At 38.9% G+C, this 26,880-nt stretch carries 31 protein-coding genes and 2 pseudogenes; 3 read left to right on the forward strand and 30 right to left on the reverse strand.

Going from position 1 to position 26,880, the window contains the following annotated elements; genetic code table 11:
• Positions 1-256 precede the first annotated feature (256 nt).
• Entirely contained in the window at positions 257-2,524 is a 2,268-nt protein-coding gene (locus CAPGI0001_RS02975; protein WP_002666683.1) for an NADP-dependent malic enzyme, read from the forward strand.
• 50 nt (positions 2,525-2,574) lie between these two features.
• On the opposite strand, the gene CAPGI0001_RS02980 is transcribed toward CAPGI0001_RS02975, so the two are convergent.
• The 4 genes from CAPGI0001_RS02980 to CAPGI0001_RS02995 form a co-directional block, all read right to left on the reverse strand.
• The gene (locus CAPGI0001_RS02980) at positions 2,575-3,237 is read right to left on the reverse strand and encodes a class I SAM-dependent methyltransferase (protein WP_002666865.1); all 663 of its coding nucleotides are present in this window, start codon (positions 3,235-3,237) and stop codon (positions 2,575-2,577) included.
• 13 nt (positions 3,238-3,250) lie between these two features.
• Positions 3,251-4,069: a glycoside hydrolase family 16 protein gene (locus CAPGI0001_RS02985; RefSeq protein ID WP_002666469.1), complete on the reverse strand. Its 819-nt coding sequence runs from the start codon at positions 4,067-4,069 to the stop codon at positions 3,251-3,253.
• Between the two features lie 3 nt (positions 4,070-4,072).
• Positions 4,073-4,699 carry a hypothetical protein gene (locus CAPGI0001_RS02990; RefSeq protein WP_002666506.1) on the reverse strand — a complete coding sequence of 209 codons (627 nt, stop codon included), beginning with the start codon at positions 4,697-4,699 and terminating at the stop codon, positions 4,073-4,075.
• Positions 4,700-4,824: 125 nt separating this feature from the next.
• Complete coding sequence (locus tag CAPGI0001_RS02995; RefSeq protein ID WP_002666902.1) at positions 4,825-5,667, reverse strand: aldo/keto reductase; 843 nt, start codon at positions 5,665-5,667, stop codon at positions 4,825-4,827.
• 123 nt (positions 5,668-5,790) lie between these two features.
• Between CAPGI0001_RS02995 and CAPGI0001_RS03000 the strand changes: the two genes are divergently transcribed.
• Positions 5,791-6,603, forward strand: a complete 813-nt coding sequence (locus CAPGI0001_RS03000) for a KilA-N domain-containing protein (RefSeq protein ID WP_002666733.1) — start codon at positions 5,791-5,793, stop codon at positions 6,601-6,603.
• Between the two features lie 65 nt (positions 6,604-6,668).
• Here CAPGI0001_RS03000 and CAPGI0001_RS03005 read toward each other — a convergent pair whose 3' ends face one another.
• Together CAPGI0001_RS03005 and CAPGI0001_RS03010 are read right to left on the reverse strand one after the other, a co-directional pair.
• Complete coding sequence (locus CAPGI0001_RS03005; protein ID WP_002666600.1) at positions 6,669-7,742, reverse strand: TraB/GumN family protein; 1,074 nt, start codon at positions 7,740-7,742, stop codon at positions 6,669-6,671.
• 206 nt (positions 7,743-7,948) lie between these two features.
• Entirely contained in the window at positions 7,949-8,599 is a 651-nt protein-coding gene (locus CAPGI0001_RS03010; RefSeq protein ID WP_002666574.1) for a helix-turn-helix transcriptional regulator, read from the reverse strand.
• Positions 8,600-8,682: 83 nt separating this feature from the next.
• On the opposite strand from CAPGI0001_RS03010, the gene CAPGI0001_RS03015 reads away from it, so the two are divergent.
• Positions 8,683-9,534, forward strand: coding sequence for a CPBP family intramembrane glutamic endopeptidase (locus CAPGI0001_RS03015; protein WP_002666454.1), 852 nt, complete (start codon positions 8,683-8,685; stop codon positions 9,532-9,534).
• 81 nt (positions 9,535-9,615) lie between these two features.
• Here CAPGI0001_RS03015 and CAPGI0001_RS03020 read toward each other — a convergent pair whose 3' ends face one another.
• The 24 genes and pseudogenes from CAPGI0001_RS03020 to CAPGI0001_RS03130 form a co-directional block, all read right to left on the reverse strand.
• Complete coding sequence (locus CAPGI0001_RS03020; RefSeq protein WP_002666668.1) at positions 9,616-10,209, reverse strand: nitroreductase family protein; 594 nt, start codon at positions 10,207-10,209, stop codon at positions 9,616-9,618.
• A gap of 17 nt (positions 10,210-10,226) precedes the next feature.
• The gene (locus CAPGI0001_RS03025) at positions 10,227-10,649 is read right to left on the reverse strand and encodes an organic hydroperoxide resistance protein (protein WP_002666559.1); all 423 of its coding nucleotides are present in this window, start codon (positions 10,647-10,649) and stop codon (positions 10,227-10,229) included.
• Positions 10,650-10,683: 34 nt separating this feature from the next.
• Complete coding sequence (locus CAPGI0001_RS03030) at positions 10,684-11,103, reverse strand: MarR family winged helix-turn-helix transcriptional regulator (RefSeq protein ID WP_002666421.1); 420 nt, start codon at positions 11,101-11,103, stop codon at positions 10,684-10,686.
• Positions 11,104-11,261: 158 nt separating this feature from the next.
• Positions 11,262-12,821, reverse strand: coding sequence for a subtype B tannase (locus CAPGI0001_RS03035; protein ID WP_002666920.1), 1,560 nt, complete (start codon positions 12,819-12,821; stop codon positions 11,262-11,264).
• A 219-nt stretch (positions 12,822-13,040) separates the two neighbouring features.
• Positions 13,041-13,730 carry a hypothetical protein gene (locus CAPGI0001_RS03040; RefSeq protein ID WP_002666451.1) on the reverse strand — a complete coding sequence of 230 codons (690 nt, stop codon included), beginning with the start codon at positions 13,728-13,730 and terminating at the stop codon, positions 13,041-13,043.
• Between the two features lie 66 nt (positions 13,731-13,796).
• Positions 13,797-14,381 carry a Crp/Fnr family transcriptional regulator gene (locus CAPGI0001_RS03045; RefSeq protein WP_002666564.1) on the reverse strand — a complete coding sequence of 195 codons (585 nt, stop codon included), beginning with the start codon at positions 14,379-14,381 and terminating at the stop codon, positions 13,797-13,799.
• Between the two features lie 12 nt (positions 14,382-14,393).
• Positions 14,394-14,864, reverse strand: a complete 471-nt coding sequence (locus CAPGI0001_RS03050) for a DUF302 domain-containing protein (RefSeq protein WP_002666824.1) — start codon at positions 14,862-14,864, stop codon at positions 14,394-14,396.
• Positions 14,865-14,921: 57 nt separating this feature from the next.
• Positions 14,922-15,962 (reverse strand): PDDEXK nuclease domain-containing protein, encoded by a 1,041-nt coding sequence (locus CAPGI0001_RS03055; protein WP_002666602.1) that lies wholly within the window; start codon positions 15,960-15,962, stop codon positions 14,922-14,924.
• A 118-nt stretch (positions 15,963-16,080) separates the two neighbouring features.
• Positions 16,081-16,216: pseudogene (locus CAPGI0001_RS13485) on the reverse strand (DUF302 domain-containing protein); the annotation flags it as partial.
• Between the two features lie 8 nt (positions 16,217-16,224).
• On the reverse strand, positions 16,225-17,394 hold the full coding sequence (locus tag CAPGI0001_RS03060) for an alpha/beta hydrolase (protein ID WP_040359488.1): 1,170 nt from the start codon (positions 17,392-17,394) through the stop codon (positions 16,225-16,227).
• Positions 17,395-17,656: 262 nt separating this feature from the next.
• The gene (locus tag CAPGI0001_RS03065; RefSeq protein ID WP_002666911.1) at positions 17,657-18,877 is read right to left on the reverse strand and encodes an RNA polymerase sigma factor; all 1,221 of its coding nucleotides are present in this window, start codon (positions 18,875-18,877) and stop codon (positions 17,657-17,659) included.
• A gap of 1 nt (position 18,878) precedes the next feature.
• On the reverse strand, positions 18,879-19,196 hold the full coding sequence (locus CAPGI0001_RS03070) for a YciI family protein (RefSeq protein ID WP_248601291.1): 318 nt from the start codon (positions 19,194-19,196) through the stop codon (positions 18,879-18,881).
• A 159-nt stretch (positions 19,197-19,355) separates the two neighbouring features.
• Positions 19,356-19,760 (reverse strand): VOC family protein, encoded by a 405-nt coding sequence (locus CAPGI0001_RS03075; protein WP_002666909.1) that lies wholly within the window; start codon positions 19,758-19,760, stop codon positions 19,356-19,358.
• Positions 19,761-19,790: 30 nt separating this feature from the next.
• Entirely contained in the window at positions 19,791-20,450 is a 660-nt protein-coding gene (locus tag CAPGI0001_RS03080; RefSeq protein ID WP_002666659.1) for a DUF2461 domain-containing protein, read from the reverse strand.
• A gap of 13 nt (positions 20,451-20,463) precedes the next feature.
• Complete coding sequence (locus tag CAPGI0001_RS03085) at positions 20,464-20,820, reverse strand: TfoX/Sxy family protein (protein WP_002666449.1); 357 nt, start codon at positions 20,818-20,820, stop codon at positions 20,464-20,466.
• 5 nt (positions 20,821-20,825) lie between these two features.
• Complete coding sequence (locus CAPGI0001_RS03090; RefSeq protein WP_002666840.1) at positions 20,826-21,296, reverse strand: DinB family protein; 471 nt, start codon at positions 21,294-21,296, stop codon at positions 20,826-20,828.
• Positions 21,297-21,462: 166 nt separating this feature from the next.
• Positions 21,463-21,816: an MmcQ/YjbR family DNA-binding protein gene (locus CAPGI0001_RS03095; protein ID WP_002666703.1), complete on the reverse strand. Its 354-nt coding sequence runs from the start codon at positions 21,814-21,816 to the stop codon at positions 21,463-21,465.
• A complete protein-coding gene (locus tag CAPGI0001_RS03100) occupies positions 21,816-22,241 on the reverse strand; it encodes a VOC family protein (RefSeq protein WP_002666885.1) in 426 nt (141 codons plus the stop codon). Before CAPGI0001_RS03100 ends, CAPGI0001_RS03095 begins: the two co-directional genes overlap by 1 nt.
• 29 nt (positions 22,242-22,270) lie before the next feature.
• Positions 22,271-23,014, reverse strand: a complete 744-nt coding sequence (locus CAPGI0001_RS03105) for a helix-turn-helix domain-containing protein (RefSeq protein ID WP_002666776.1) — start codon at positions 23,012-23,014, stop codon at positions 22,271-22,273.
• A gap of 73 nt (positions 23,015-23,087) precedes the next feature.
• Complete coding sequence (locus CAPGI0001_RS03110) at positions 23,088-23,660, reverse strand: Crp/Fnr family transcriptional regulator (protein ID WP_002666665.1); 573 nt, start codon at positions 23,658-23,660, stop codon at positions 23,088-23,090.
• 255 nt (positions 23,661-23,915) lie between these two features.
• Positions 23,916-25,231, reverse strand: a pseudogene (locus CAPGI0001_RS03115) (DUF389 domain-containing protein).
• Between the two features lie 68 nt (positions 25,232-25,299).
• Entirely contained in the window at positions 25,300-25,602 is a 303-nt protein-coding gene (locus tag CAPGI0001_RS03120; RefSeq protein WP_155813424.1) for a hypothetical protein, read from the reverse strand.
• 113 nt (positions 25,603-25,715) lie between these two features.
• Complete coding sequence (locus tag CAPGI0001_RS03125; RefSeq protein ID WP_002666861.1) at positions 25,716-26,129, reverse strand: hypothetical protein; 414 nt, start codon at positions 26,127-26,129, stop codon at positions 25,716-25,718.
• Positions 26,130-26,204: 75 nt separating this feature from the next.
• Entirely contained in the window at positions 26,205-26,870 is a 666-nt protein-coding gene (locus tag CAPGI0001_RS03130) for a hypothetical protein (protein WP_002666551.1), read from the reverse strand.
• Between the last annotated feature and the right edge of the window lie 10 nt (positions 26,871-26,880).

Here is a 26,880-nt window from a genome sequence, read left to right on the forward strand (position 1 = left end):
GATTTGAGCAGCCTATTCTCTCTTCTTCACTTTTCATTCCCTCTTTAGCCTCTTTCTAACTATCTTATTGAGAGTACTAAAGAGAAAAAAACAATTATAAGCGATTGTATATCAACCACTAATAAAATGTTTAAAATGCAATATCTCCTATATACATTCCCTCTTAGCAAAAAATTAATCATTAATCATTGACCATTACTCATTTATTTCGTACTTTTGCACTTTTGAAAAAGCAACTTTGATAAAAATATTTCAGATGAAAGATAACAAGAAAGATGCCTTAGACTATCATGAGTTCCCCCAACCTGGGAAGATAGCCGTAGTGCCTACCAAGAAACATGCCTCGCAGTATGACCTCTCCTTAGCCTACTCCCCTGGGGTGGCTGAACCTTGCTTGGCTATCGAAGCAAACAAGAATGATGCCTACCGATATACCAACAAAGGGAACCTTGTAGCGGTGATCTCCAACGGTACTGCTGTGTTGGGATTGGGAAACATAGGGGCTGATGCTGCCAAGCCTGTAATGGAGGGTAAGGGCTTGCTCTTTAAGATTTTTGCAGATATCGATGTCTTCGATATCGAAGTGGATACTACCGATGTAGATGCTTTTGTCAATACAGTAAAAGCCATTGCCCCTACCTTCGGAGGGATCAACCTTGAGGATATCAAGTCACCTGAGGCCTTCGAAATCGAGCGCCGTCTCAAGGAAGAATTGGATATTCCAGTGATGCATGACGACCAGCACGGAACTGCTATTATCTCGGCTGCAGCGCTTAAGAATGCTTTGGAAATCGTTGGCAAGGATATCCACAAAGTAAAAATCGTGGTCAATGGTGCTGGAGCAGCGGCCATTTCTTGTACCCGTCTTTATATCGCTTTAGGAGCTGACCCTAAGAATATCGTGATGTGCGACAGCAAGGGGGTTATCCGCAAGGACAATCCTTCCTTGGATGCCCTCAAGGCAGAGTTCGCCACCGATCGTGACCTTCACACCTTAGAAGAAGCCATGAAGGATTCGGATGTCTTTATCGGACTTTCTAAAGGAAATGTGGTAAGCCCCGAAATGCTCCTTAGCATGGCGAAGGATCCTATCGTTTTTGCTATGGCCAACCCTACTCCTGAGATTGCCTATGACTTGGCTATCCAGACTCGTAAAGATATCATCATGGCTACTGGCCGTTCGGATACTCCTAACCAGGTGAACAATGTCCTTGGGTTCCCCTTCATCTTCCGCGGTGCCTTGGACGTACGTGCTACCAAGATCAATGAGGAAATGAAGATCGCTGCGGTACATGCCTTGGCGGATCTGGCTAAGAAAACAGTACCTGATCAGGTCAATTTGGTATATGGGGTAAACCTCACTTTCGGAAAAGAATATATCATCCCTAAACCTTTCGACCCTCGCCTTATCTATGAAGTACCGCCTGCTATCGCCAAAGCAGCTATAGAAACAGGAGTGGCTCAAAAGCCTATCACTGACTGGGATGCTTACCGAGAACAGCTTATGGACAGGCTCGGTGGTAGCAATCGCGAAATCCGTGTCCTTCAGGAGCGTGCCCGCCAGAATCCAAAACGTGTGGTATTCCCAGAAGCCGATATCTTGGAAGTGCTCAAGGCTGCCCAACGTGTATACCAAGAGGGTATCGCTATTCCTGTACTCCTCGGTCGTAAGGATGTTATCCTTGGCTATATGGAAGAACTTGGTTTCGAGGCCGACTTGCAGATCATTGACCCTAAGAGCGATGAAGAAACCCAGCGCCGTCATTCGTTCGCCGATATCTATTGGAAAAAACGCCAACGCAAGGGAATTACCCAGATCAATGCCCGCCGCCTTATGCGCGAGCGTAACTACTTTGGCGCCATGCTTGTCAATACAGGTCAGGCCGATGCTATGATCACAGGATACTCTCGTTCTTACCCTCAGGTAATTCGCCCTATCTTGGACTTGGTAGAAAAAGAAGAAGGATTCAGCCGTATCGCCGCCACCAGTATCCTTATCACTAAGCGAGGTCCTTTGTTCCTCTCTGATACCACGATGAACCCTAATCCATCGTCTGAGGACTTGATATCCATCTCCTTGGCCGTAGCTGAAAAAGCAAAAATGTTCGGATTGGAGCCTGCCATTGCGCTACTCTCCTATTCTAACTTTGGCTCTGCCCCTTCAGAAAGTACCCAAAAACTGTCCAAGACAGTGGCTTACCTACACAAGAACTACCCAGACCTTATCGTAGATGGAGAAGTACAGGTGGATGTAGCCTTGAATCCAGAAAAAATGGCAGCCGCTTTCCCTTTCTCCAAACTCAATGGAAAGCCTGCTAATGTGCTTATATTCCCTAACTTGGAATCGGCCAATATCACCTATAAGATCATGAAGGAATCCGAAGGAATTAGCTCTATAGGACCTATCATCTTAGGTCTCTCCAAACCTATACACATCACCCTGATGAATGCCAGTGTAGATGAAATGGTGAATCTCACTACCTTTGCCGTAGTCGATGCTCAGGAGAGAGAAAGAAGAATATAGTTTTTTTGTTTGTAGAAGAAGGCTACCCCCTTTTCAGGAGGTAGTCTTCTTTATTTTATTGCCATTGCTATATGAAAGGGTCTGGTAACTGTGCGCCCATTTTTACTGAAAATTTCTTCGGTATAGGAGGTGATTCCAAAGGAAGAAAAACCCACTTCAAGCAGCCATTGTCCTATCTGCTCATTGGTATAAAAGGTGAAGACTTCCTTGGTAAAGGGCATACGCTCTCCAAAATCTTTGTCTATATACCCCAAGGCAAGCCTTCCTCCACGGGTAAGCATAGGATAGAGCCTCTCAAAGTACCCCCTGAGGTCTTGGATAAAATAATACGTATTGACCGAAAAAAACACTTCAAATGCTTCTTCCGGAAGTCTCGGCATCGCTCCTTCTGTTGCTTTTAAAAAAACCGCCTTTCCTTGCTCGATAAGCGGCATGTATTGCTCTCTTGCACGTAAGAGCATCTCTTCAGAGCGTTCTATACCAGTATAGTGAAGGTTATCACCTTGGGCAAAGAGATAAGGGAGATGCCCTCCATTGCCAAAGCCTACCTCCAAGATCCGCTCCCCCGATGTGAGGAAGAGCCTATCAATCGTCTGGCGAATCATATATTCGTTGGAAGCAAAAATATAGTCGGCTACCTCTTGTGCCAAAGCCCCTTCAGGACAACGGAGCTGCCGCCCCAAAGCAGCCATATCTGTAATCGGTGGATTCATAGGAGAATAGTCGTTATTTCTTTTGATAAAACCGTACCCAGTCTACATACATTCTCACGGGGTCGGTAAAAGGTTTTACTTCACCTACCCAACTGCCTCCTAATTGCATATCGATGCGCAACATATAGGGGCGAGCAAAAGGAAACTGTCCTTCACTCTCTTTCCCAGGGACGCGCGCATAGCTGAATGTTTGCTTGCCATTTACATAAAAACGCACCTCATCGGTATCGAGCTCTACCGCATAGATATTGTAATCATCGGGGTTGATAGGAGCGGTAGCGGTGCTTGGGGGAGTACGCTTAGATTTGTCTTTTTTTCCTGCTTGTGTATAAGTAGAGTGCAGCGAATGGTGTACAAAAGGCTCGTAGTTGAGTCGCTCTACGATGTCTATCTCACCCCCTGTAGGCCAAGGCGCATCGGGGACCATCCACAGGGAAGGCCATGCCCCTTGGGTAGCTTCGAGCTTACAACGGATCTCCAAGCGTCCTTTCTCGAAATACTTCTTTCCTTGGGTGGTTACTCCTCCGGTGATATAGGGTGTTTTGTGCTTGGCTGGGTCTGTACGGGGCTTGCCCAAGAGGATAAGGTTGCCGTCCTTTATCTCAAACAAACTGGGGTCATGATTCATCGTCTTGCACCAATCGGCAGTCGAAGTAGGGCAACCCCATATTTTCGACCATATACCCGTGGAGAAGATATCATCGCGGTTGAAATCGTCTTCCCAAACCAATTCCCAGACGTCTTTTTCTTTGACAGCAGGTTCTTCTTTTTGATCTCGAGAACATCCTACAAGGATATTCAAGGCGCTTAGAATAATGAATACTTTTCTCATGATTTAGCAAATAAGCAAATTTGTTAAGCAATCTTTCTTTATTTCTATAATGTCCGCAAAACACACTCCGTTTGTATCAAAAGGGTGGGTAATGAGGTGAACCCCACTTTTAGAAGGCACTATGCTCACAAGCTTTTCCTCACCTATAGGGTTCGTACTTGTCAATTGTTCTTGGATAGTAGCTATCACAGGTGCTGGTTCGTTTACCTCATCTACATCTATAATCCAATACTTTTTGAGTTCTTTACTTCCTACTCCTGCGCTGTTGATACACGAGCTTAATAGTTTGTCTACAGCAGGATAAGCCTCCTGAGAGAGGAGTTCTGAAAGTTTCTTTAGCATCCCAAAGGCTACCTCTTTGTAGCTCTTAGGATTAAGGTTCAGCATAGCACGCGCCTCAAAAAGCTCGCATAACCGTGTGATTTCAGCTCTTTTCTTTAGAAGGTCTTGGCTATCCTTCACCTGATATAGCTTAATGACATGAGCATTCTGGGGCAACCCTGCTATATCCTTCTTGCGTTGTAAGATTTGTATAGGAAAGAAAAGCAAAGCTCTTGCTGCCTCATCCTTTACTTGGGCAAGGCGCCTATCAATCAGTTGGGCAAGAATATCAAAATTATCGGTATGCATAGGATGATATATTTTGTGCAAAGATAATCATAATTTGCCAATTAGCAGATTTGTCATAAGTTAATTAAAAATCCCCATGAGTTATGATAGCTCATGGGGATTTTATGGTCTTGTCACACTACGGTCTATCTACCATATTGTAGTATCATCTCTACAAAAGCAGGATCTCGGTGAGAGAAGAACAGCGTTTGCTTGGTATCAAGAGCTTCAATCTTCGCCATATCATCTTTAGGCAGATTAAAGTTAAATACATTAAGGTTCTGTTCCATACGCTCTTTGCGCACCGACTTAGGAATGCAGATAATATCACGTTGCAAGAGATAGCGCAAAGCTACTTGGGCAGCGCTTTTGTGATACTTTTCTCCAATAGCATTGAGCGTAGGATTGGCAAAGAAATCGTTTTTACCTTCGGCAAAAGGTCCCCACGACATTAGTTTGGTGTCGTATTTCTTCATTAGCTCTTGGAGGTCTTGCTGTTGGTAGAATACGTGAGTTTCCATTTGGTTTACAGCAGGTTTTATCTCGCAGTGGTATGCCAAATCGAGGTATCTATCGGCATAAAAATTGCTGACGCCAATAGCACGCACTTTGCCCTCTTTGTAGGCTTCTTCCATAGCGCGATAAGAGCCATAATAATCACCAAAAGGCTGGTGAACGAGTAGCAAATCAATATAATCAGTTTGTAGTTTGCGCAAAGAGGTCTCGATAGAGGCTTTTGCCTTTTCATAACCTGCATTGCTTACCCACACTTTGGTAACGATAAAGAATTCTTTGCGGGGGATACCACTTTTCTTAATAGCATTGCCTACGCCCTCTTCATTTTTGTAGATTTGGGCAGTGTCAATCATTCGGTAGCCTACCGAAATAGCATCACTTACGCAACGCTCACATTCTTTAGGGTCTACTTGGTATACACCATAGCCCAAGAGGGGCATTTGTACCCCGTTGTTTAACTCAATGTTTTTCATTTGTAATTCTTATTTTTAGTTTTATACCCAGCAAAGATAAACAATTTTTGTCAAATAATTGTTACAGAGAAGTGTAGTTTTTTTAAATTTTCCTCTATCTTTGTGCTTTCAAAACTTTTAATTATGGCAAAGAACAAAAAGATAAATGTACAAGGAAATGAAATAACTATCATTGAAAATAAGGGGAAAGAATATATTTCTCTTACTGATATGCTGAAAGCTAAAGACGGTGATTTTTTTATCTCTGATTGGTTGCGTAACAGAAATACGGTAGAGTATTTGGGGATTTGGGAAAGTGTGTATAATCCCGATTTTAATTATGGCGAATTCGCCATAATTAAAAGTCAAGCGGGACTTAATAGTTACAAAATCAGTGTAAAAGAATGGGTTGAAAAGACCAATGCGATAGGACTAAGAGCAACAACAGGTAGATATGGAGGGACTTATGCCCACCCTGATATAGCTTTTGAATTTGGTATGTGGATTAGCCCTCAGTTTAAGATATTTCTTATCAAAGAATTTCAACGCCTTAAAGAAGAAGAAAATAGCCGCTTAAAGCTGGAATGGAATCTACAACGCACCCTCGCCAAGGTCAATTATCATATCCATACTGATGCGATAAAAGAGAACCTTATTCCCAAAGAAGTTACTAAAAAACAGATGCAATATATCTATGCTGATGAAGCTGATTTGCTAAATATCGCTTTATTCGGTATCACAGCTAAAGAATGGCGAGATGCACACCCTAATAAAGAAGGAAATATCCGCGATGAGGCAACTTTAGAGCAGTTAGTAGTACTGAGCAATTTAGAGAGTATAAACGCTTTGCTTATTAGGCAAGGTCTTTCACAAGCTGACCGTTTGCTTGAGCTCAATAAAACTGCTATTACCCAAATGAAAACTTTAATAACGCACCAAGTAAAACTCATTCGTTAGAGAATAAAACTCCCCATATGTATGTATCACACGGGGAGTTTATTTTTTGTAGCTACAAAGACTTACTATGGTAATTTTGGACCTTTCCAGCCTCTGGTTACTAAAACATATTGAAAATAATCAGTAGTATATTTATCCTCCTCAGGCGTTATCTTTCCCATAAGGAAACTAATAGGTGATTTGAAACCAACAACATCTTGACAGTGTGCATAAGGAGAATCTTTACTGTTGAGCTTGTAAAGCACTATTGAAGGATTTTCAGAGGCTTCTTTAAAATTTTCTGCATTTGTGAAATAGAAGATAGGCCCATCGCAGTTTGCCCAAGAAATCATCTCGTTAGGGCTTGTTGGCATACCCAACCCTTTTGGAAGATACATTTCTGAATCGAAAGGACGATGCATCACCGAAATCACTGTATAATCTTTCTGTTTTAGAAGAGCAGCAAAACATTTTCTCTCGTTGTATTTTTCTTGATAGATATGTCCACTACCCAAAGAGCAATAATAGTTTCTTTTTGTATCAGTTACACTATCTAACTGCTTGATAATAGTTGAATCAAAATTACTCATCATAACACTATCGCGATTGTGCTTAAAGGCTTCTTGTTTACCTAAAAGTCCATAAACTCGTATCTTTTGATCCTTGGGGAGTGTTTGATTATAGTTGTAAAGTATCTTCCATTTTTCAAGATACTCCTGTGTTTGGCGCTGCGGGATATTCTCTTTAAGATTGTTAAAGTGTTGTTTCAATAACGTTTCATCAGGAGTACCTGCATTTAGGTATCGATTCAGAAGTTCAGCATCTTCGGTAAAAAATTCATTAAAATAATCCGTAACTCCAAACTTTTTGTTCAGGTATATCAAGAGTTGAGCGTCAAAAAGCTGTGTCTTGGAAAATCCGTGAATCTCACCAAACATAAACACCGTAGGTGTATTAACCTCTGTAAATAATGCTGTATCAGAGATTGTGCATTCTGGCGGTAATATTATACTATTAGCTTTAAGGTAATTTACTTTTTCTTCACTAATATCACCCCCAAGGAAGAACCCATAAATAAAGAAATACGCTATGGGCAATATAGTTAAGAGCAAGAAAATAACAAGGATAGTAAGTAGTATTTTTTTTATTACTTTCTTCATAACATAACTATTTAGTTAATAAATATAAACACACAAGAATCTAAGTAAAAAAATCTCCCTTCCTTAAATTCACAACAAAAATACGAAATTCATTTCAATAAATAGATAATTAATGAATATTTTTTGTACAGCATCATTTAGGGATAAGTCCGAGTGAATTTTACTTATTGCGTGTCGTGCTACGACTCGTGTTACGACTCGTGCTACTACCTTATGGCTTCAATCATATTATCTACTTGTAGTTTTTCGAGGATGTTTTGGCGGTGGCGGTTTACAGTATGTACACTGATGTTCAATTTTTCGGATATTTCTTTGCTGAACATTCCTTCTTTGGCAAGGGCGAGTATTTCTCTCTCGCGTGGAGTGAGCAGGGTATCGGTAGCAGTTTCGATAGCAAAAGGTACAATCTCATCGGTAAGGCAGTTTTTTATCTGAAAACGGACAGAAGTATTTGCCGATTGCTCGGGAGCAAGGTCTATGATGCCCATTCCGAGAAAATTATCGTCTTTAAAGGCTAACATACGCATTTGGTAAATCATTCGTACATACTTTCCTCTATCCAAGACTCTCATTTCATAGATGTATTTGTAAGTTAGCTTTTCTTCCTCGCGGAGCGTGTCCAAAAACTCCCATACTTTTTTATCAATTCGTCTTACTACCTCTAAATCATCGGGATGTACTAATTTCTCAATATTGAGCTCATCAGATGCTTGAATATCTTCCACATATTTGGTTACATAATAGTAATGACCGAATCTATCTAACAGAAAAACGGCAAAACTCCCTGCTTGTTCTAAGATTTTTAAGTGGGGGATGTATTCCTGTGCTATTTCCTCTATGCTTTTATCGGTTGTCATTTCAAAATGGTTATTTTTCAGTATTGTGTAGTGATGCGCACCGCCGTAATTTTGCGCCAAAGATAATCAAATATTTTTAAAAGATGAAGAATCAATCACGAACTATTAGGAATTTATGTATTTTTATTCTCGTAGCCCTCAGTTGTGGCTGGGTGGGCGTATGGGTAGATTCGCTTACGGGGGAAACGACAGGCGATTTCAGCGATACTAATAATGGTACTACTGGAATGGGTATTTTTATAGTGGCTCCCCTGCTTACTTGGCTCTTGTTGCGCGCTTTTATGGGTGATGGTTGGAGTGATGCAGGGTTGCGTCCGCTTATCAAGAAAAACCTGCGTTGGTATGGAGTGGCAACTCTTATTTACCCTGCAGTGATTACCCTTACCCTGCTTATAGGGGAGCTGTTAGGCTGGCTAAAAGTACAAATCCGGTGGACGGACTATTTTGCGGGTTTTGGTATTTTTGTAGTAGCCGAATTTGTAAAGAATTTCTTTGAAGAATCGTCGTGGCGGGGGTATCTTACCGCTCGTTTGCTCAGTTTGCATATTAAAGACGTGTGGCTCTACCTGATTGTAGGGGTGGTGTGGTGCTCGTGGCATTGGCCTTACTTCTTTTATTTTGTAAAACCCGAACAGCTATTTGCTGTGTTTCCCTACGAAAAGGTTACTTTTTGCGTAGTGGCATTGGTGTGCTGTATCTCGTGGACGGTGATATATACCGAACTTTTCCGCCTTACCAAGTCGATATGGCCTGGGGTGTGGATGCACGCTGTTGAGGATACTACCATCAACAGCCTGATATACGACAAACATATTCTCATTGAAGCGGGTAGAGAGATACTCATTTCTCCTGTTTCAGGGATGATCCCTTGTCTGTTGTATCTCGGTGTAGGTTTATGGCTGAGAAAAATCAGAATTGCCCGAGAAGCCCAATAATAGTAAAAACTCCCTATAGTAACTGCCTATACGGCTTTCACTACGGGGAGTTTAGTTATTGTCTATCTATTACAATCTAAATTAACGAATTTCCACTACTTCTTCCAGTGGAAGTCTCTTCTTAGGAGTCTTACTTGGGTGGTTGCCGTCAGCTTCACTGTGATAGCCTACTGCTACAGCAAGTACCGCTTTGTAGCCTTCTACTTGCAATTTTTCAGTGTAGTAAGCAGTATCAATGCCTTCCATAGGAGTAGCATCAATGCCCTCTACTCCACAAGCCGCTAAGAAGAAACCAAGTGAAATATACACTTGCTTCTGGAACCAAGTTTTAGCGTTTTTCTCATCACCTGCTTTCATACCTGCATAGAAATCTAGAATAGGTTGAGGAGCTACCTGCTTGAAATTCTCTTCAAACTCGGCTACATTGTCTTTGGCAAAGAAAACCACTAAATGACTAGCTTCTTTTATCTTCTGTTCGTTAAAAAACGAATGTCCTGCCAAGTCGGCTTTGAGGGCTTCATCACCTATGATAGCAAATTTCCAAGGCTGGCTATTTACTGAAGAAGGAGTTAAGCGGAGAATTTCTGCTAATTCCTTGATTTTAGTCTCACTTATCTTCTCATTGCGATATGTTTTGGTAGTATATCTCTTTTGTGCGATTTCTAAAAAATTCATATAGTTTTATTTTTAAATTAATTATTACTAACTTCTGTAGTTACTTCTATATTCCCACGAGTAGAGTTAGAATACGGACATACTTGGTGTGCTTTGTCCGCAAGTTCTTTGGCTTGCTCAAGTGATACCCCAGGTACATTCACTTGTAAGGTTACGGCAAAGATAAAACCTCCAGTATCAAGCTTTCCTATAGATGCATGGGCTGTTACAGTAGTCACCCCTGTGGTTACTTTAGTTTGTTTGATAACCAAGTTCAGTGCGGTATCAAAACAAGCTGCATACCCTGCTGCAAAGAGTTGCTCTGGATTGGTATAATCGTCATTAGCGCCTCCTAAGGCTTTAGGAGAGCGAAGTTCGAGGCTTAATACGCCATTGTCGGAAGTTACTTTTCTATTAGGGGCTCCGGTAGCGGTAGCCACTGCTGTGTACAGTGCTGTCATATTAATTCTTTTTTATTTACTTTGTTATTTATTTTTACTTAAGGATTTTATATACTAATGTCCTAAGAGTCTCTAATTCTTGAGCGCTAAGCGCTATTGACTCTTTCAATCGCGAAGGAATGTCTTTGACGGTTTCTTGTAACTGTTGGCCCTTTTCAGTCAGCGCGATCCACATAATGCGTTCGTCCTTCTTGCAGCGGATACGAGTGAGCAACTCTTTGGCTTCCATTCGCTTAAGCAAAGGGGTAAGGGTACCACTATCTAAGTAGAGCCTTTCTCCTATAGCATTTACCGTGAGAGAGCCTTCTTCCCAGAGTACTAAAAGTACCAAATACTGCGGATAGGTAAGGTCTAAGGGAGTAAGATACTTAGCGTATTGCTGTGTAATCTTACGCGAAGCCGCATAGAGCGGAAAGCATACCTGAGCGCCTAACTGTAAGTTTTCTTCTATCATCACTTCTTGATTTCAGGGGCAAAAGTACAACAAATATTTTAAACAACAAAATTTTTTACAAATAAATTTTGCACAATATAATTTTATAATGAATTATAGGTAGTTCAATAACTAAGAATCCCCCGTGTAGCAGGTACTACACGAGGGATTTTATGGGTTTATTTACTAATTTTCTCAGCCCAATCGAAGAGTTCTTCGAGGTCGTAATCGCCACTATGGGGTTTGTCCCAAGGGAGGGCGTAATCTACAGTGTAGTGGTGATTTTGGAGTGCCGTAGCGAGGATTAAGGATATAGCAGCGGAGGTATCACTGTCCTTAGCGCCGTGGCGTATGCGCCAATATTTGGGCAAATGAGCATTCTTTTTACCTATAAAACTCATAGGGTTCATCAGTTTTACGATATGGGCATCTGCCATTTGGCTCTCTACAATACTGTTCTTAAAAGCATAAGGGGTGAAATGCTTTTTGTCGGTGGTGCTATCGCCAAAGAGTTGGTTCTCTCCCGTGCTTAGGTCGAGGGCATCGAAGGCTGGAGGACTTTTGTGTCGCTCCATATAAGTGATGTAGCCTTCCCAATTGATAGCCGTAACTTTACCATTTCTAAGGGTAAGGAAAGAATATTGACTAAGATCAGTACCTTCTTTTTGTGCTTTTTCAGCAGCAGCTATAACTGTTTGTTTTAGCAATTCTTTAAAATTGCCTTCGCCTTTAGCATTCAGAGTAAGGCGTTTGCCTTTGCTGTCTTTCAGTTGTAAGCTATTTAGGTAAGCGGGGAAGTCTTTTCTCAGGTCAGCAGAAACTTTGGACTGCTCAGGGGTAAAAGTACCCGTTTTGTAGGTGCGTTGTACGTTGTAATCAAGCATAGAAATCTCCATCGTTTTATACTGAGAGAGGTTACCAAACTGCCATTCGTAAGCTTTATCGGCATTCTCTAAGTTGGTGATAGGGCAGTAGGCTGATACGGCAAATATAGCATCAGTAGCAGGGGCAGCACCTAATTCCTTTAAGTAAGGCTCGTAAGCGGCTTGGTCGCCCGAAGCTCCTAAGAGGGCAGAGGAGGCTCCTCCTGCACTGGTACCATTGGAGATGATTTTGTTGGCATCCCCTGGTATTTCTTTATCGTTGTATTTGAGGTAACGTACTGCCGCTTTCAGGTCTACAATCACAGCAGGAGCTTTACCAGTAGCCGAGGTACGCCCACGCGCACCAGGTGAGGCAACCACAAACCCTTTGCTAAGAGCCATAATGAGCGAATTATTCGTATCTTTAAACTTACCTCCGGTGAGCGAAAGCGGCTTAGCTGGCATATAGCCTCCTACCCCATTGGGAAGAAAGATAGGGGCAGTTTGAGCGTTAAAGCCATTAATAGTTCCGCCATTGAAGTAGGCTTCCGGAATGTAGAGATTGAACTGTTGGTATTGTTCTTCTACCGGATTGGCTACATATACTATTCCCTCATAAGCACGTACAGTAAGGGTTTGGTCGCCTTGTGTTACTTGCTGGGTAGTGTATTTAGAAGCATCAAAGCGGAGAGGTGATTTTTGCAATTCTTTTGTAAGCACTTCTAAGGGGTGAGTTACTTCCGATAGAAAATAGCCTGTAGTTTCACCTGTATTCCCCAGTTGAGTATGATTGGTTACTACAAAAAGTTCTTTTTTGTTCTGTGCTACCCCTGCTACACTGTAGATAAGGGTGAGCAATACTACTAATTTTTTCATTGTTTTTTCTTTTTAAAATTCGGGGCAAAGATACATCTAAAATATGTATATTGCTGAGAGGTATATCATTTTTTTTGGGATAAGGCAAAATACAAACGGCTAAGGGTTTCGCGTGACATGCCTAAATAAAATCAATAATACTAAAACTCCCCGTGATGCGAGCCATATAGGCAGTTTGCATACGAGGGAGTTTTATTACTGTTTGTAGTGCTACGACTTTTAATCAGCTAATTTTGTCATTAACTCTTCCGAGCGCTTGCGCCCTGCTAAATAATGAGGATCGAGTTCTATAGCTTTCTGCAAATACACAAGGGCTTGCGAGCGGTATTTGCGCTGAGGGTGCTGTTTTGCCCAAGCCCAATATACGAAGCTCATTATTTTCCAAGAAGCATACTCGGGGTGTTGCGCTTGTTTGCGAATGATATTCTCAAAGTCGATTTTGGCTAAAGCACGCTTTCGGAAGTAAAACCAAGGCAGATTCTCGGCTACACTCCCCCGCATAAATTCAGGAAGATAGTGTATTGCTCCGTACTTTTGTATAGCTGTTTCAAAGAGTTGGAAACTTTTCCCAATAAGGGAAAGCTTGAATGTTTCTCCTGCTACTAAAGCCATTGCCGATGCTTTGTAGGAGAGGATAAAAGGTTGTAAAGCCTCTGAGGCTTCGGGGGCTGATTCACATTCTGATAAAATGGTGAGGCTTTTTTGTGCATAGCCTTTGTAGTACTTGTTGAAGAAGCCTAAATTTAGGGCTACTTCGTGATAAATAATTCCTAAGCGTACTTTGCTTAGCAAGGAAGAGTTTGCCTTATAATCGGCTTCAACTTCGGAAAGTTTGGCTTGCAGGAGATTGTTGTCGATGAATTCCATTACATCGTCTAAGGCGATTTGATAATCATTAAGAGTTTTCATTGCGTGTGCTTTTTTAAATTCGGGGCAAAAGTACGGCACAATGAGCTTCCCTCTTGTTGACTTAAGTTAAGATTTTTTGCTGTACATACGTTTTTGCAAACGGCTTAAACTCTCAGGACTGATACCTAACAGATTGGCTATATACTTCTGGGGCACACGCAAGAAGAGTTCCGGGCGCGAGTGCAACAGATGCTCAAAGCGCTCTTCGGGTTTATCAGCAGCGAGGTACATAGCGGTATCGGTAGCTCGTTGTAGGATCTGCTCTGCCATTAAGCGTCCGAAAGTTTCAAAGTTGTGATGTTCAGCATAAAGAGAAATAAGGTCTTCTTTACTGATACGATAGACGGTTGTCTCCTCTAAGGCTTGTAACGAGAGATTAGACGGACAACCGCTGTTGAAACTCATAAAAGCGGTCGTCCATTGGTTTTCAAGTGAAATATCGCAGGTTTTTTCATTACCATCATCTTTGGTGTGAAAATGACGTACACAACCTTTGACGATAAAAAAGAGATATTTACAAGGGTGAGGAGCCTCTAAAAGCATTGCTTTCTTAGCAAAAATATGTTCAGTAAAATATTGATCTACTGCACTGAGTTCCTCTTCGGTAAAAGGAAGTACTTGCTGAAAATGTCTTTTTAAAGAATCATACATAATGGTTAGTTATTAATCTGCTGTTCCCCTAGGATATTCCCCAATTGACGATTTTATCAGTTGTAGCATTGCTGCATCTATTTTCTCTGCTGTGCTGAAGTTTTGCTTTATATGGTATTTTTCGGCAATAGCAGCAATTTTCTCATAGCGTATGTTTACCTTTTTACCGTCCTCATAGATGAGGATTTTCAAAGGGAGTTCAATAGCCAAGAGAGGATTTTCTTGCATCAGGGCGGTGCCTACTTTGGGGTTGCCTACTATAAGCACGGTTGCGGGCGGCAGGCTTTCGCCTACAGCCTCGGCAGCCTTCTTATGGTCGATAGTAGCAAAAATGGTAATGTTTTTACTCTTCAAAACCTTCTGAAGCCTTTCTATAGTTTGTGTAAAAGTATACGGACTCTGCACCATATACTCGGTGGTGGTTTTTAGTTCTGTAGAGTTAATCTGTGCCATTCCCAAAAGAGGAAATAGCAAAAATAACATTATATGTAATTTTAAAGCCATAATATTGTTTTTGAGTGCAAAGGTAGTGATGATTTGCTAATCTTTGAGTTGCTCTTCTATCTCTTTAATGCTGGGGAGAGAGGACTTATATCCTTCTGATAGTTGTTCATATAACTGATAGGAGGAAATCCCAATAGGACTATTAACATCTGAAAGTGTATATTCAGCCACTACATCATTCTTGTCTTTACAAATAAGCAGACCAATAGTAGGATTATCTGCTTCAGTACGCATCTGTTTATCTACAGCGGTAACATAGAACTTGAGTTGTCCTACGTGTTCTGGTTTGAATTTTACGGACTTAAGTTCTACTACTACATAACAATGAAGGCGAACATTATAGAAAAGTAAATCAATATAGAAATCATCACCACCTACATCTATATGTACTTGTTTGCCATAAAAACAGAATCCTTTCCCAAGTTCTAAGAGAAACTTAGTCATATTTTCTTCTAAATAACTTTGAAGCTCTTTCTCTGTATAGGGTTTCATTAGGGTAAGAAAATCAAATATATAAGGGTCTTTAGTGAGTTGTTGTGCCAAATCGGATTGTATAGCAGGAAGTTGCTGCTTGAAATTCGTAATAGCTTTTCCCTCTCTGTCATAGAGGTTTAACCCCAACTGATGTTCTAACACCGAGCGACTCCAGTGATTTTCTATGGTTTTATTGACATAGAAAAGGGCTTCAGATATGTTCTTACAACGCTGTATAATCATTATATGATGCCCCCAAGGGATATTGAATAGGGTCATTTCTAATTGGGAAACAAGTTGTTTCCCAATTATATTTTCTTGATTATAAAACAAATACCACTGCCTTATATATTTTAAGTTCCGATAAGAAAACCCTTTCATAGTAGGAAAGGCTTCTTGTAGGTCTCTGCTCAGGGTTTGCAGAAAACCATCACCCCATTGGGTTTGTTCTTGCTTTTGAACTATATCCTTCCCTATTCGCCAATAAAGGTGCAACAGCTCACTATTTACTTGTATAGCTGCTTTGATTTGGCTTTGTTGAATATTTGTTTTAAGAGCTTCTAACCATTCTCTGTAGGCTGAAGTATTGATAATGGCATTCATCTTTTGTGTTCTCTAAGAAAATACAAAGATAAGGATAATTCCTTTATTTCTGAGCACTCCAATTAACGAATTTATTAACTATAGCATTGTAACATCTATTTTTTCTGGTGTTTTTCTAAAGTACAACTACGGTCTCTTCAAAAGCTAATGGACTTTGGAAGTCTCCATAAGGTTTTATCACATCTATACTGCTAATAACAGGTTGTGCAGCTGCTAAGAATGGGAATAAATAGGAATGTAATGAAGTGTTTCATATAGTTTATTATAAGTATTCTTTAAAAAAAGTAAGGGTAAGTCCATTCAGTTTGTCATGGGTCTGCTCTATAGGGGTTTTACCACTAAATCCCAAAAGATGAGGAAAAGGCACCCACAAGGGTACATCGGTAAAATCTACATGGAACATATCAGGAAGTTGTACAAATTCACTTTCAGCTGTATTCTCAAACAAAGCCCTCATTGTACTGAGATGCTGCTCTATGTCACTTTCTGTCCATCCTCCCGATTTCTTGCGTTCAGCACGCATAGCTTCTGCCGGACGCGTGATAACCATTGTAGGAACAGGCAAACCTGTTTGTGCTATCTTCTTAGGAATGGGAGATTCCATAATTAAGCTCGCCTTAATACGTCTATCCTTCCATGAGGCCTCCGATACGATAACTCCCCCGAGAGAGACCCCAAAAGCTCCTAATCTATCCAAGTTGAGTTTGTTGTAAAGAAGATTGTTAGGGTCGTTTGTATTGAGCGCAGTAAGGAAATCGATTACTCGTGATACATCTTTGGCGAAGTAGGCTATCAATCCCCCTTCAAAAGTTTTTCCATTATAACTCAGAAGAGGATTTTCTTCTGTTAAGCTCTCATTGAGCATAGGGTCGATGAGTGTTCGTGGCAGGCTTTTGAGCGTACTGCCATCGGGGAAAGTTGCCAAGGCTACCGCCATAGGGCAATCAATACCTACCACTATATAGCCTTGCGAGACTAATTCTTGTATCTGGAAAGTGCTTATACATCGGTGACCATAAAGCCCTGTGAGGTACAAAAGTACAGGATATTGGGATTTTTCCTTGCTTATGGGGGCTTTTTCTAAGGCATTCGAACGCTTGAATTGCAATGGATAAAGCAACGCTTTAGGGATGTGCAAAAGCTCTGAAATAGCCTCGCTCACCTTTGTAGCTTCAGGGATATAAGGGGCGTAATCAGGTTGAGCGGTGTTTTCGGCGGGGTACCACACTTGTATGGGGATTTGTCTGGCTTGGTGTTTATCCGTGATAAAAATCTCCTCCCTATCAGGGTCGGTTACACAGTAGGTTACTGTGCCAACGGCATACTTGCCCATAGGTTTTGCAAAAAATGTTGAGTGAAATATATAGTAAGCCCCACTTCCAAGCAAGAATAACACTAAGGTTATAAGGATATAAATCATTTTCTTTTTCATTTGCTACAATTATTTCTTTACTGCTGTGGTGGCTATACCTACCTTTTTTGCACTCAAAGGTAGCCACAGGCTACCTTTAAACGGTATAATGTGCAAAAGTACATATTATTTTTTACTTAGCCTACTAAATTTGTAGCTTTTGTATCAGCCACCCATTCCACCATCAGCGGCATCTATTTTTAACTGGTAATAATTTGACACCATTTCATTTTTCCCTTTTTTGAGTAATCCCTAAAGGTGTGCATTTTGAGTTCTTTAAATCTTATTCCACTAATTGTTCTATCTGTTTTTGCAGTGTCGCGCGTTCGTTGGGGGATTTAGAGAGAGTAATCGCTTTTTGGTAGTGAGCAATTGCTTTTTGGTTATTGATATCAGTATACAAATATCCTAATAACTCGTGGTAGTAACGATTGTTTTGCAATCCTAATTTTTCAGCCTCTACAATAGCTTTTTCTTTGCCATACACCTTGCCGTAAGCAAAAGTCCTATTTAAGGCTATTACAGAAGAATATTCAATGATAATGAGTTGGTTATATAGGCGGAGAATATACTCCCACTTATTTTCATCGGTAGGGGTAGTATGCCAATAGGCAATACCAGCTTCTAAGTGATATTTAGAGATTTGACAGTCTTCGCAGGCTTTTACTAAGTAATAGTTGCCTCTGTGTATAAGTTCTTTATCCCATTTGCTTTTATCTTGTTGTTCATAAAGAGTGTTTTCACCAGTGGTATTGATACGAGCTTCAAGTCTGGAACTTTGGAAACACATCAGCGATAAAAGAGCATTCACTTGTGGTGTGTCAGTTTGAGGGTGCTCGGCAAGTAAGAGCGTAAGACGTAAGGCTTCTTTGCAGAACTCCTTTCGTATGAACTGATTGTTAGTTTCTGAAAAATAGCCTTCATTGAAAAATAAGTACAAACAGCGCAGTACAGTTTCTAATCGGGCTTGTATATCGGCTGGGCTTACGGTTTTGATTTGAAAATGATGCTCTCTGAGTTTGCTTTTAGCTCTAAAAAGTCGTTTTTTTATAGTTTCGGTATGGGTGAGTAGGGCATTGGCAATCTCTTCTACTGTAAAACCACAGAGTATTTGCAAAGCCAAACTTATTTGTGATTCTACAGAAATAGAAGGATCACATATATTGAAAAGCATTTCTAACTGACTGTCGTTTATTTCAGAAGTTTCAAAGGTAAGTTCTTCGCTTTTTTCAGTAGGTGTAAGTCCCTTTTTTACTTTATTTTGGAATATAGCTACGTGTTTTTCATAGTCCCTAGCTTTGTTTTTGGCGACGGTGTAAAGCCACGCAGTAGGGTTAGCAGGCAAGGGCTGCATTTCCCATAATTCATAGGCTTTTAAGAAAGTATCACTCGCAATATCTTCAGCAATTTCCAAATGAGAAAAGCCAAAATGGCGACATAAGACTGCCACCATTTTAGCGTATTCTTTTCGAAACAAATCGGATAAAAGTTGTGAGTGAGGCATTTTAATCTCTTTTTAGCACTTCACGTACTTCAATACTACCACCTACTTGTTCAAAAATAGGATTGGCTTTTGCCATCTCTACTGCTTCATCAATGTTTTCAGCTTTCACTACCACATAACCACTGATAAACTCTTTAATTTCGGTAAAAGGTCCATCGGTTACAACCTTATCAGCTTTGATAGTTTTGGCACTGCCGGCAATAGGCAAAAGAGTATTGCCCTTGTCGGCTAATTTGTTTTGTGAAGCGATGCCTGCAAGCCAGTTCATACGTTCTTGCATTTGCTCGGGAGTAGGTTTGAAATCAGCGATGTTGTTCAAACGAAAAATTAATACAAAATCTTTCATACGTTTTTGAATTTAATATTATACCCCTATAACGATTGAATTTCCTCTATGGGGACAAAGATAGTAAAAATTAACAAATAAAAAACTCCCCGTGCAGTTATTCACTACACGGGGAGTTTTACTTTTAAAAAGTTAGCATAAAAACATCCAGCCAATGCCAAACTTATCTGTAAAACTACCATAGTAACCAAAATACTGCTCCCCAATAGGAGTTTCTATAGTTCCTCCTTCCGATAAAACAGCAAACAGCTTGTTAGCTTCCTCTTGGGTCGTGGTATTAATTACTACATAATTCTGATTCCCAAGCTGGAGTTTATCTCCCATTGAGGGGAACATATCTGCTCCCATTAGTTTTATATCTCCTATGGGAAGTTCGATATACACAAGAAGATTTTTTTCATTTTCGGCTATGGGTAGAGCGTTTTCTTCAGCAGTTGAAATCATTGTAAAATCACCCCCAAAGGCATTTTTGTAAAATTCAAAGGCAGCTCTACAATTACCATTGAATTGCAGAAAAGGATTAATGTTTATTGCCATATATAAATAAAATTAGTTGTTTTTATTCTTTTAATTATTCAATATCAATTCTCCATTGAGATTTGTAGTGAGAGCTTCGGTCATAAAGTCAAAAAAAGGACGCATAGCTAATAATCCTTGAATTGCTTTCTCTGTAAAGTTAGTTGCTGTAGCTTCTTCTAAAGAGTAATCGTGCTTGAGAAGAAACTGTTTTTTACGCAGATAATCTATCATTGGATCGTCTTTCTGAAAACCTTTAGGGACTGTTTTAACTTCTTCTCCCCATAATTGTCCGTCAAATTCTTTTTGTATACCCTCATTCTTCATTATCGCCCTAAATTTCTCAGCGTTAAATGATATCTCCTGACGGATACGTAATAATTGATCTTTATTGGGTTCAAAAAAACCACCCCCTATAAAAGTCTCTTGCGGACTGATACATACATAATACCCACCGAGATAGTAGGGTTCTTTGCGCTGTATATAGCACCCAAAGTGCGTTTTGTAAGGTGTTTTGTCATTAGAAAAACGCAAATCGCGATGAATGCGATATATTTTTAGTGAAGCCAAAGTGTCATTCTCAGTAAGTATAGAATAAATATGCTTAAAAAGTGTAGTGGCTTCCAATTTAGCCGATTCGTATTGAGCTTTATGAGCGTCAAACCATTCTTTATTGTTGTTTTCTGCAAGTTCTGTAAGGAAATCAAACATATATTATTGAAAATTAGTCGTTTTTATTCTTTTTCTTAGAACTCTTTGCTTTGCTGTTGAATTCTAAACAGAGTTGTAACCAAAAATCAAAGTCTTTTTTTTGGTTGTATCCCGTAGGGTCTACATAGCAATAGCCAGAGAGCTCTTTGCCTCTCATTACTACTGGCAAGAAGCCCTGCCTTTCGGCAATTTCTTCTGTCTGCTCAGGGTCAAACCTACACATTAAGGAATCCTCTCCTATATTGATGCACATCTTGTCATTCACCAAGAAAGCCAAACCGCCAAACATCGCCTTTTCTTCCACCGTAATATGGGGTATTTCGGCTAAATATTCGCGAACTCTATTCGCAAGTGTTATACTATAAGCCATTTTTATTAGATTTTTGAACTAAAATAGTTTAAAGCTACTATAGTTCCCAGATGTCTCGATTCGTGCATATTGTTTACATACATAGCATCTTCTATAGTATCAATAGAAAATAAACCTACCTTAACCGTTGGGAACTCATTGAATGGCCTTCCTTGATAATCTTCTTGTAATTGATTTACTGTACTGAGTAGCAATTCCTTTACTTGGTAGATTTCTTCCTTTGAAGGTGCAATCTTTTGAGGAAAGGTGCCACGATTGTATTTCTCTAAAAAATCATTGCTTATTAGCAGTTTATTTCCACTGAGTTGATAACATAAGAATTGCTGTACAGCAATACAATGTGCTATATTCCAAAAGATATTATTAGAAAAACCTATTGGAATATAACCTAATTGTTCAGGAGTAAGATTATCCAAGTAAGTCAATAGGTTTTTGCGAATGGATAAAAGAAAATCAAAGTGTTTTGTTTTTGTCATTTTTAAATACTTTTTAAAATTCGGGGGCAAAAGTACAGCCTTCAAATAAAAAAAATCTTGCCATAAGACAAGATTTTAAGTTTTCAATGATGAATGTTTATCCCCAGAAATCATCTTCGGCTGTTGGGTTGTCCAAAAATAACCAAACGCCTGTTATATGGCGTTTTTATTCATCGTTGAGTTCTTTTTGTATTTTCTTTGGAAGAGCTAATACAACTAAATCATACGAATCTTTTATCCATTCTTGAAACTGTTTGTCAGTAATTTCCCCTTTGGTTTTTACACTGTTCCAATGTTTCTTATTCATATAATATCCTTCAATTACTTCGTTATATTGTTCTCGTAACTGAATAGCTTTATCAGGATCACATTTTAAATTAACAAACTCATAAGTATTTATGTCGGTGGCACAAAACATTTTCCCTTTTACGGAAAACACAAGCGTTTTATCGTCAAAAGGCATAGATTCTTCTGCGCCTTTTAATGATAAACAAAAATTTCTCAATTCTTCAATATTCATTATTGTTCAGCTTTTTCGGCAAATCCGAGAATGTATCCATTAATGTCTTTTAGGTAAAACTCCTTCATTCCGTACCAAGTTGTTTTTAATTCGGTTATTTCTAACTTTTTCGCTTTCATTTGTTGATGAAATTCGTCTATTCCCTCAATATCCATATAAAAAGAAACGGAAGCTCCGATTGGCAAACCTGTTGCAAAAACAACATCTTCCTTAAATGTATCGGTACGTTGAAAGAAAATTTCAACATTATCTTTTTGCATCATAGCATAAACATATTCTTTACCTTCGGTAAAACTTTGTTCAATTCCGTCTTGAGTTGCAGGAACAGTCATAATCAATTTGAACCCGAAGTTTTTTTCATAATAAGCAACCGATTTTTTCACATCCGTTACTTCAAAATTTGGGGTAAGTTTTGTAATCTTCATAATAAATCTTTTAAATTTAAAATGCAAAATTACTCGTTGCGCTTGGTTGCTAATTGTAAAAATCGGACATTCTCGTTTTTTGACAACTCTCTCGGTGTTTTTTCCGTATATTTTTTTATTTCTTTAATGAAATGAGCTTGGTCAAAATAGTTTTCACTTGGATAAAGAATTCCTTTCGAGATGTCTTTATATGAAGTATTACAGCGAACAATGTTTAAAAATAGCTTCAATGAAAACCCAAACATCTGATTAAAATACCGATTTATCTGTCGGCTGCTCCAAAACACACTTTTTGAAAGTTCTTCAACAGATAAATTTTGCCTTTGGTAAACTAATTCAAAAAGTTTGAGTTTTCTGTTGTCTATTTCCTTAAAATGTTTGATTGAATTTTCCAAATAATTCGAGATTTCTGAAACAAATATTTCAAAGTCATTGGTTTGATAACTTGATATATTCCAGAATGTATCGTGTAAAATTATGTTTGTGTTCAGAATAGATTTTATTTCTCGCTGAAATATATATTCAGCTGCCAAAAGTTTGAACCGAATGCCAAAAAGTTTAGTTGATTTCGGTATCACTACATTAATAGGCATTATCCAAACTCCAGTTAGTTTTATTTGTTTAAATGAATTGTTTTCAAATTCTACAATAAGGTCGAAGTATCCATCTGGAATAATCGTATGTTCAAATTCTGTACTAAAGGTTTCATATTCCCAAAAACTTTGAATAAAGTTCGTCAAGAACCCAATGGGTTTTATTTCTCTGTATTTCATTTTTTATAATTCAATCAGGGTACAAAATTAGCGGAAAGCCCCTACTGGTAATTTTTAAAACGACAAGATTTTCTCAACAAACCTCCTTTCGTATTCTGCTTAGCGAAGTATCTGTAATACCTAAATAAGTAGCTATATGTTTTAAGGGGGCGCACTTTATAGCACTGGGTTTTTTCTTTATAAACTGTATATAGCGCTCTTTGGCAGGAAGTGTAATCATTTCAAGCGATCGTCTCTTTGCCTCAAACAATTTCTCTGTCATAAAGAGTCGCCCCCATTCCGAATATCCTTTCAAACTGTGATAAAGTTTTTGAAAATCCTCATAATCTATATGCCAGCCCTCACAATCGGTAAGGGCTTGGATATTTTCGGCAGAAGGCAAATGCTTAAAAAGAGAGAGTTCTTGCACGATAATTTCACCTTCACAAAAGAAGTCGGTAGTGATATCATTGCCTTCATAGTCATATACAAAGGCGCGAGCAACTCCCCTCTGCAAGATCAGATAACCACGAGCTATTTCGTTCTTGCGCAAGATAAAATCACCTTTGCGAAAAGCAATAGGCTGATGGGCTTTTTGTATTTGTTGCAGTTCTTGCGCTCCTATCAGAGGGTGTTTGTAGATGTTTTGAAATAAGTTATGTGTCATTGTTGTTCTTTGATATTTGCATTTGTTAAGTCTGCTGGGTGTTACTTATGGAGCTTTCTTCATCTAAGGCTAATAATAGTGTAAAACATCTGTCTAATCGCTGCTGAATGAGTGGAAGATGAGACTATTTACTGTTGTGCTACTGCAAAGATAATAATTAGTTAATTAACAAGTTAGCCAAAAAACTCCCCATAGTGACTGCCTATGCGGCTCGCACCACGCGGAGTTTTTACTTATCGCTTGTCGTGCTACGACCTAATCTGCTACTCGGCAAATCACTTTCTTATCGCCAAACTTCTCAGCGAGCCATTGTTGCAATCGCGCGGCATCTATTTCTTTAGTCACTTCTTTGCCCTTTATAGTATCTTTTTTCAGGGTGTAGAGCAGTACAGTAGCCGTTTGTAGAGAATCTTTATTAGACAAGAGGTTCAGCTTACCAAAATAAAAATCGTCTATGCTTGGGAATAATACCTGCATTTCTTTAGCAAAAGTAGCATCAGTAGGCTTGTATTTTTCCAGCTCGTCAGTTAGGTTCTTTATCATCACATCTTTACTAGAGAGCGACGACTTGTTTTTGTTGATTTCCGATAGTATTTCTTTATCAATTTCCGATTCTTTTTGTCGTACAATAAGCTTGGTGTTGAGCAGTTTAAAGTTTTTGAGGTCGCTTTGTAGCGTTTTTAGTTCTTCATCACTAAATTTCTTATCCAAAAAGGCTAATTCAATAGATTTAGGATTCGTATTGTAGTGTATTTTCTTGTAAATAATGGTATAACCGTTGTTTTCGAACTCGGCAGTGATATAATGAGCTACATTCTCGTTGAATTCCTTCTCTTTCAAAAGACTATATGCCAAATACAAACTGGGGGTAACAATGAGGATGACCAATGTGGTGATAACAACGCGCAAACGCTTGTTGAGCGCTTCGTCACCCGTGTTTTTAGGAGTGTATTTCAGGTATTTGATGATGAGGAAAGTAGCAATCCCAATGAAGAAACAGTTGATGCTATAGAGGTAGAAAGCCCCTAAAAAAAACTAGTATTGCCTGTTGCCAAACCAAAGCCTGCTGTACAAAGTGGAGGCATCAAAGCAGTAGCAATTGCCACCCCTGGGATAGGATTTCCTTTGTCTTGACGGGTGAGGGAGATAGCACCTACCAACCCACCCACAAAAGCGATGAACACATCGTAAATAGTAGGCGAGGTACGGGCTAAAAGCTCCGATTGCACATCCTTAAACGGACTGATATAGAAGTAGATAAACGATACTATGAGGCTCACTACCGTAGCGATGAGCAAACTGCGCCCCGTTTTTTTCAATAGGTCGAAATCGTAAGTAGCCAATGCAAATCCTGCCCCTACGATAGGTCCCATCAAAGGTGAAATAAGCATCGCCCCGATGATTACAGCGGTAGAATTGACATTCAACCCAATGGAAGCAATGAGGATAGCACACGCTAAAATCCACAATTTAGCGCCACGAAAAGAGATATTGCTAAGGATATCTTCAATTACTTTTTCCTTTTTCTCTTCTCCTTGATGTAAATTTAAAAGTTTTTTCAAAAAACTCATAATGTTAAGTATTTATGATGTTAGTTTAAATATTAGGGGCAAAGATAGTAATAATTTGCTAATTAGCTTTAATGGTAGTGTGTATATTTTCTTATATCTATTTTCTTTAGATTTGGCATTTCTTCCAAAAATGAAATCTTTCCATCAATAATTTTGGTTTGCTCCCAAATGTTGAGGGTTGTTAGATATTCTAATTTTGATAACGGAATGATACTATCTAAATTGCCTTGATTCCAAAGAGTTAGTTTTTCTAAGTTGTTCTTTTGGGCAAGTGTAGCAATCAAGTTGTCAATTTTCTTGCAGGAACATATTTCGATATCTGTGAGTGTAGGCATACCTAAAATGAAGTTAATATCTTCAATTTTAGGCAAATAAGCTATGTATAAACCTTTTAGGTTGGTGAATTTCTTACAATCGGATAAATCTAGTATATGACTATTGGCAATGCTAAGACTTTCTAAAATATTATTTTCGTTATGTATGTCTAATTTTTTGTTTTTTTAGGCTCTATGTGTAGCTGTTTCAGTGTAGGGTGGTCAAAAAAACCGTCTATTTTAAGCGTGTCATCGGTAAAGAAATCTGTGAGTTTAGCTATTTTTCTAATATCAAACGGATGAGCAAGAGCCACATTTTCTTCTATACTGATTTTTTTAATGTTACTTAAATGATAAAGAGGGGTAAAATCAGTTATGTTTGAGCATTGAATAGAAATTTCTTCAATCACATCTATATCCTCATTGAAGGGAAGAACAGATTTGCTATACCCTAAAAATCCTGAAAAAATAACGCGTGACAGCTTGTTTTCCTTCATAAAAGGTTCTAATTCTTCTATTTTGTCATTATTTTCAAAAACGACATAAGAGTTTTTAGAGTTTACAGGAAAATACTTTATTTGCATACGAAATAAATTGTTTTTTAATTCATTGGTGTAAGGGTTGGGGAGCTGTGAAATGTTTCTTTTGGGTATAAGGAATTAGCTATTTTTCAGGGTATTGAAATATTTTGTAATTTCTCGTTGAGCGTTGTCTGAGAGGTTTTTATATTGGGAGCAAGAAATGATATTTTGATAGGATTCTAATAGATTTTCTTCACTTTTTAATTTGTTTATTACCAATATATTGATGGCATCATAAACATTCATATATTCATTTATGTTATTCTTCTTCCATAAAACATCCAATATCCCATCCAATGTTTTAAATTTCTCATCTAAGTCAATGATTATTTCTAAGGCTTGTGGAAATGTATTTTTTGTTTCTTCCTCCAAATGATCAATAGATTCAATTAAAGTGAACCAACCTGGCATTTTGTGATAGTCATAACCATACAAGGTAAAGATATCTTTCCAATCGGTAATGGTAAAGGTGGGTCGCAGAAGTTTAAGCGCATTTTCACCTTCTTCCATACGGATTTGGTTTTCTATATCTATATGTAATTTTCCTGCTTTCAAATCTGTATACGAATATACAAGATGCAGGATATCGCTGCGTTTAGAAAAAAGAAAACTAACCTCTGATAGATTGTTTTTTGTTTTGATGCTGTATTTGTTTTGGGCTTTATTAGGTTTATAACCATACTTTTCTAAAATAGATCCATATTTAGAATATAAAACCTCCATAATTGCTTTTTCTTTATCCATTTTTTTTGAT

The organism is Capnocytophaga gingivalis ATCC 33624, from assembly GCF_000174755.1.
GTDB classification, from domain to species: domain Bacteria; phylum Bacteroidota; class Bacteroidia; order Flavobacteriales; family Flavobacteriaceae; genus Capnocytophaga; species Capnocytophaga gingivalis.